General features: G+C 57.8%; 3 protein-coding genes. 1 reads left to right on the forward strand and 2 read right to left on the reverse strand.

The features are described from left to right. Positions 1-199 precede the first annotated feature (199 nt). Positions 200-856, reverse strand: coding sequence for an MEDS domain-containing protein (locus VL598_RS11825; protein ID WP_325326910.1), 657 nt, complete (start codon positions 854-856; stop codon positions 200-202). Positions 857-1,023: 167 nt separating this feature from the next. Between VL598_RS11825 and VL598_RS11830 the strand changes: the two genes are divergently transcribed. Continuing rightward, on the forward strand, positions 1,024-3,282 hold the full coding sequence (locus VL598_RS11830) for a GAF domain-containing sensor histidine kinase (protein ID WP_325326911.1): 2,259 nt from the start codon (positions 1,024-1,026) through the stop codon (positions 3,280-3,282). A gap of 539 nt (positions 3,283-3,821) precedes the next feature. On the opposite strand, the gene VL598_RS11835 is transcribed toward VL598_RS11830, so the two are convergent. Continuing rightward, positions 3,822-4,082, reverse strand: coding sequence for a hypothetical protein (locus VL598_RS11835; protein WP_325326912.1), 261 nt, complete (start codon positions 4,080-4,082; stop codon positions 3,822-3,824). Positions 4,083-4,403 lie beyond the last annotated feature (321 nt).

Genomic DNA, 4,403 nt, shown 5'->3' on the forward strand with positions numbered 1-4,403 from the left:
CACGGAAGCGGTTAAAGCGCCTCTTCCGTGCGGTGTAAAAGGAGTGGTTGACCAACGCAAGTCTGTTGAGCTGCACGTACACCGTTGGCAACACTGACCAAGCACCAGCGTTTTTGGTTTCGCGAGGTCTCTTGCATCAAAGTTTGTGATGTTGGGGCAGAAACGGCGCGGTCTGGTGTGGTTTAACCCAATCACTCAATCAGTGTCCATGGTGGCAGCTTGTGGGCGAACGGCTTCGCAACTCGCGCAGGAACTCATCAGGAGGCACATAAAACGGGTTCTCCTGGAGATTCCCGCCAATGATGACCAATGGGTGCGTACGAACCACATCCATGATTAAACTGGCGCTGAATTGCGCGAGATCGTAGACGCAGACAGTGATGTGATCGTACTTGGGCAGGATGTAATTCAGTCGTGCTTCATACTCGACGAGGTCTTCAACGCCCGGCCGATCCTGCAGCGCCCAATCCATGCTCGCCCAGAGGCGCGTCTGGAGAAAACCATTGGCCTTACTGGTCGCATAGAGTTCATCGATCAAGCTCAGCATTGCATCCTGACTGAAACGCCCCCCACGCAGATAGGCTTCCTCCCAAGGGCGAATCTCGATTTGACCACGCTGGCGCAGCGCGTCCGCATCAATGCCCGACTCCTCCAGCCAACGAAGGCGTTCTGGCCGAGACTCACGATCAACAAGGAAGATGGATTTTTCGCCCTGGTCCACCGTTTCTTTGATGAAAGGCAGCAAGATCCGATGCTCCTCCTCGCGCGAGTTGAAGAACGCGCAGGCGTGACGCCTTTCCGCAAGCATTTTGCCGGCGAGATGTACATCCGGATCCCTCTTCGTCATGTCAGTCATGTTTCTACCCCCTAAGAGCAGTCTGACCGGGCTCGTCACAACCCTGTTCATGCGTGTGCGCCGCAGTGCTACCCACTAACGCGGCCGTCGGAAGAATCGTCAAAAAAATGTCTCTATACTTTAGTCCACGTAGGGGCGCTAGTCCATGACTAGGGGAGCGGCAGACCGTGGCACGAGACGTAAAGCAAGTGCCGGAAGACATGCACGATGAGGCATTACGACTGCGAACTGCACTCAGGGATCTGGTCGCCATTTCTGCCATCCCAGCCGCTTGGGTGGGGCGGGAAGCGCACGCGATCGCCGCAGAGTTCGCAGACATACTCGTCCACACGTTGCGCCTTGATTTCGTCTTCGTAAGATTGCTCGGTCCTACAGACAACGCGGTGACCGACGTCACGCGAGGAAACGGATGGCTGGGATTTTCCGAGTGGCTGCAGCGCCGTGTCGCCGAAGGCGGCGGGTTTCCCCCCCGTGAAATCGTTTCGGACGTTGACGGAGATAAAGATCGAGGGCGCGGCATCGTCATTCCCATCGGTGCTAATTCCAAGGGTGGCCTAATTGCCGCGGCGTGCTATCGCGCCGGTTTCCCCGGCGATATCGATCAACTGTTGCTGTCCATCGCGGCCAATCATGCCGCAACGGCGTTTCAGAATGCATGCTTGATCGCGGAGCGGCGGCGAGCTGAGAAAGCGTTGCAGCAGGCCCGCGATGAACTTGAAATGAAGGTTGCGGAACGAACCGCAGAATTGCGTCGGATGCTCAAGGTCTCGCAAGCGATTTCGGGCGAAATTGTGCAAGACAAGCTGCTCGACACGCTTATGCGCACCGCGATGGAACAGGCAGGTGCGCAGCGTGGCCTGTTACTTCTGGCGAGCGAGGCGGAACCTACGATCAAAGCGGAAGCGACGATCACTGACGACGCGGTTGTTGTGCAAGTGCGCGATGAGCCCGTGACAACGGCAATGCTGTCCGAATCGATGCTTCACTATGTTATGCGCACACGGGAATGCGTAATTCTTGATGACGCAGTGAACGAGGGTTCGTTCAGCTCCGATCGCTACATCCGGCAACATGGGGTCCGATCCGTGCTCTACCTGCCGCTGACCAACCAGGGCGAATTGATCGGGGTGCTTTACCTCGAGAACAATCTGACGCCCGGCGTGTTCGCGCCGGCCCGTATCGCCGTCCTGACATTCCTCGCCTCACAGGCCGCGGTTACGCTGAAGAATGCGCGTCTGTACCGGGATTTGGGCGAGCGAGAAGCAAGGATTCGGCGTCTGGTCGACGCCAATATCGTCGGCATCTTTATCTGGAATATCGAGGGGCAGATCCTTGAAGCGAATGACGAGTTTCTCCGAATCGTGGGCTACGACCGCGACGCTCTCTTATCAGGACGTCTTCGCTGGACCGATCTGACACCGCGAGACTGGCTCGATTTGGATGAACAAAAATGGGTGCCGTTGATCAAGCTTTCAGGGGTGCTGCAGCCGTTCGAAAAAGAGTACCTCAGAAAGGACGGCAGCCGCGTGCCCGTGCTGATCGGCGCAGCAACGTTCAAAGAAAGCGGGCAGCAGTGTGTTGCGTTCGTGCTCGATCTCACCGAGCGCAAGCGAGCGGAAGCCGAAGCCCGCGATAGCGAGCGACGCTACCGCGAGGTGCAGATGTCGCTGGCTCACGCCCATCGCGTAACGACAATGGGACAACTCGCGGCCTCGATCAGCCACGAGATCAGGCAGCCGATCGGCGCGACCGCCGCCAATGCGCAGGCCGGGCTGCGTTGGCTCTGCGCGCAGCCGCCGCATCTCGAGGAAGCCCGGGAGGCTTTTGATCGAATCGTCAAGGACGCAATGCGCGCCAGCGAGGTCACCAATCGAATTCGTGGCCTCGTCAAGAACGCGCCCTCGAGTCGGGAGCGACTGCGGATCAACGAGGTGATAGGCGAGGTTGTTGCCCTAACGCACGACCAGATTCGAAAGAGCAGCGTTTCATTGCGGATGGAGCTTGCGGAGGATCTGCCGTTGGTTGACGGGGACTGCATTCAGCTCCAACAGGTGTTGCTGAACCTGATCATGAACGCGCTCGAAGCGATGAGTGCGGTTGACGGCGGGTCGCGAGAGCTGGTCATCAGCACAGGTAAGGACGCGATGGGCGGTGTCATGGTCGCCGTGCGCGATTCGGGACCGGGCGTGGCCGACGAAAGCGTCGAACGCGTATTCGAGCCCTTCTACACCACGAAGGCGAGTGGAATGGGTATGGGGCTTTCCATCTGCCGGTCGATGGTGGAATCGCACGGGGGGCGGCTACTGGTGAGCGCTAACGTGCCCCGCGGCGCCGTCTTTCAGTTCACGTTGCCTGGCCCCCAGCCACACCGCAATGAACGGCACGGAGCCATGGATGCAATCCGCCACAATCCGCCGCCGCGATGATAAACGGAAAATGTCCTTGCGGTAGAAAACGAGTTCTCAAAGCACAGCCAGTGCCTTGGGCACGTTCAAATCCTCGCTCACTTCAGCCTCGAATCTCGCGGCAAAATGCGGATCGATGTCTTAACGGACTGAAAAGCACTGCGGGCCTCGTTGAAAACACCAGCGTGCATCGCCGAACTGCTGGGGGAGTTCCAGAGAACGTTTTGCCGATCGTTCAATTGTTCAGCACGGCATGACCGTTACGCGTGGCCAGTGCTTTTGGATACTGCTTTTGTTTAATTCGCCTTCGATATGTGTCGACGCTGACACGCGCGGGGTTGCGCGGAACTACCCTATCAAAAAGATCGTCAAGTCCAAACTGAATGGCCAAACGTTTTCTCGAACCATATGCACGGCAGCCTGATTGGCGACCTCCCATGGCGTGAACGGATGCACATGGATTAATCGATGCTGGATTTTCACATCGCGCTCGGGCGATCGAGCGTGTAGTCGCGAACTCCACGCTCGATCGCCGGGAGCCGCTCTCAGTGGCTGTCAGATTAGCGATAGTTAATAAAATTGATAATGTCATTGAGGAACCACGGCAGAATCAATTGCGTATCGGAATAGCTGACACCGACGCTGAGCCTCGGTGGCTTTGACGTAGCGCCAAGGGGCGCCGCACTGTCGGGAGTGCGGAAAATGTAGGTATCCGTGTCGGCCGGATTGGGCCGGGAGGTCTGATTATTCGCGGGCGACCCTGCCGAGGTGCAACCGGCGGTGAGCACGAAGAGGGCCGCTGCGAAAAGAACGGGCTTCATGTGGTAGTCCTGTGCCCAAAAGGTTGCAAGTTCGAGAAGCTATGTCGGCAGACCGCGCGACTCGTCAGTGTGCACGCAACTCAGCACGTTGCGGTCCAAGGGGCCTTGAGCTATAGGCAACGAGCATGACGTGACCGTACAAGGTATCAATCAAAGCGAATGCCAACCGCGAACAGCGCCGGGGGAAAACACCCTGATTGGCCCCGAGAGACATCTTGCAGCCTGAGTCCCCGAGATGCCAAGCATTCCGAACTCAGTTACTGTGTTAAAACCCTCATCGCCGGTGCTCAAAAACCGCCAAACCCGTCAAAAAGCGCTGGC

The organism is Trinickia sp. (assembly GCF_035492435.1).
In the GTDB taxonomy this organism is placed as follows: Bacteria; Pseudomonadota; Gammaproteobacteria; order Burkholderiales; family Burkholderiaceae; genus Trinickia.

Excerpts from the sequence above, each read along its gene's own strand:
- VL598_RS11835 (WP_325326912.1), bottom strand. The coding sequence starts at position 4,082 with ATGAAGCCCGTTCTTTTCGCAGCGGCCCTCTTCGTGCTCACCGCCGGT.
- VL598_RS11825 (WP_325326910.1), bottom strand. The coding sequence starts at position 856 with ATGACTGACATGACGAAGAGGGATCCGGATGTACATCTCGCCGGCAAA.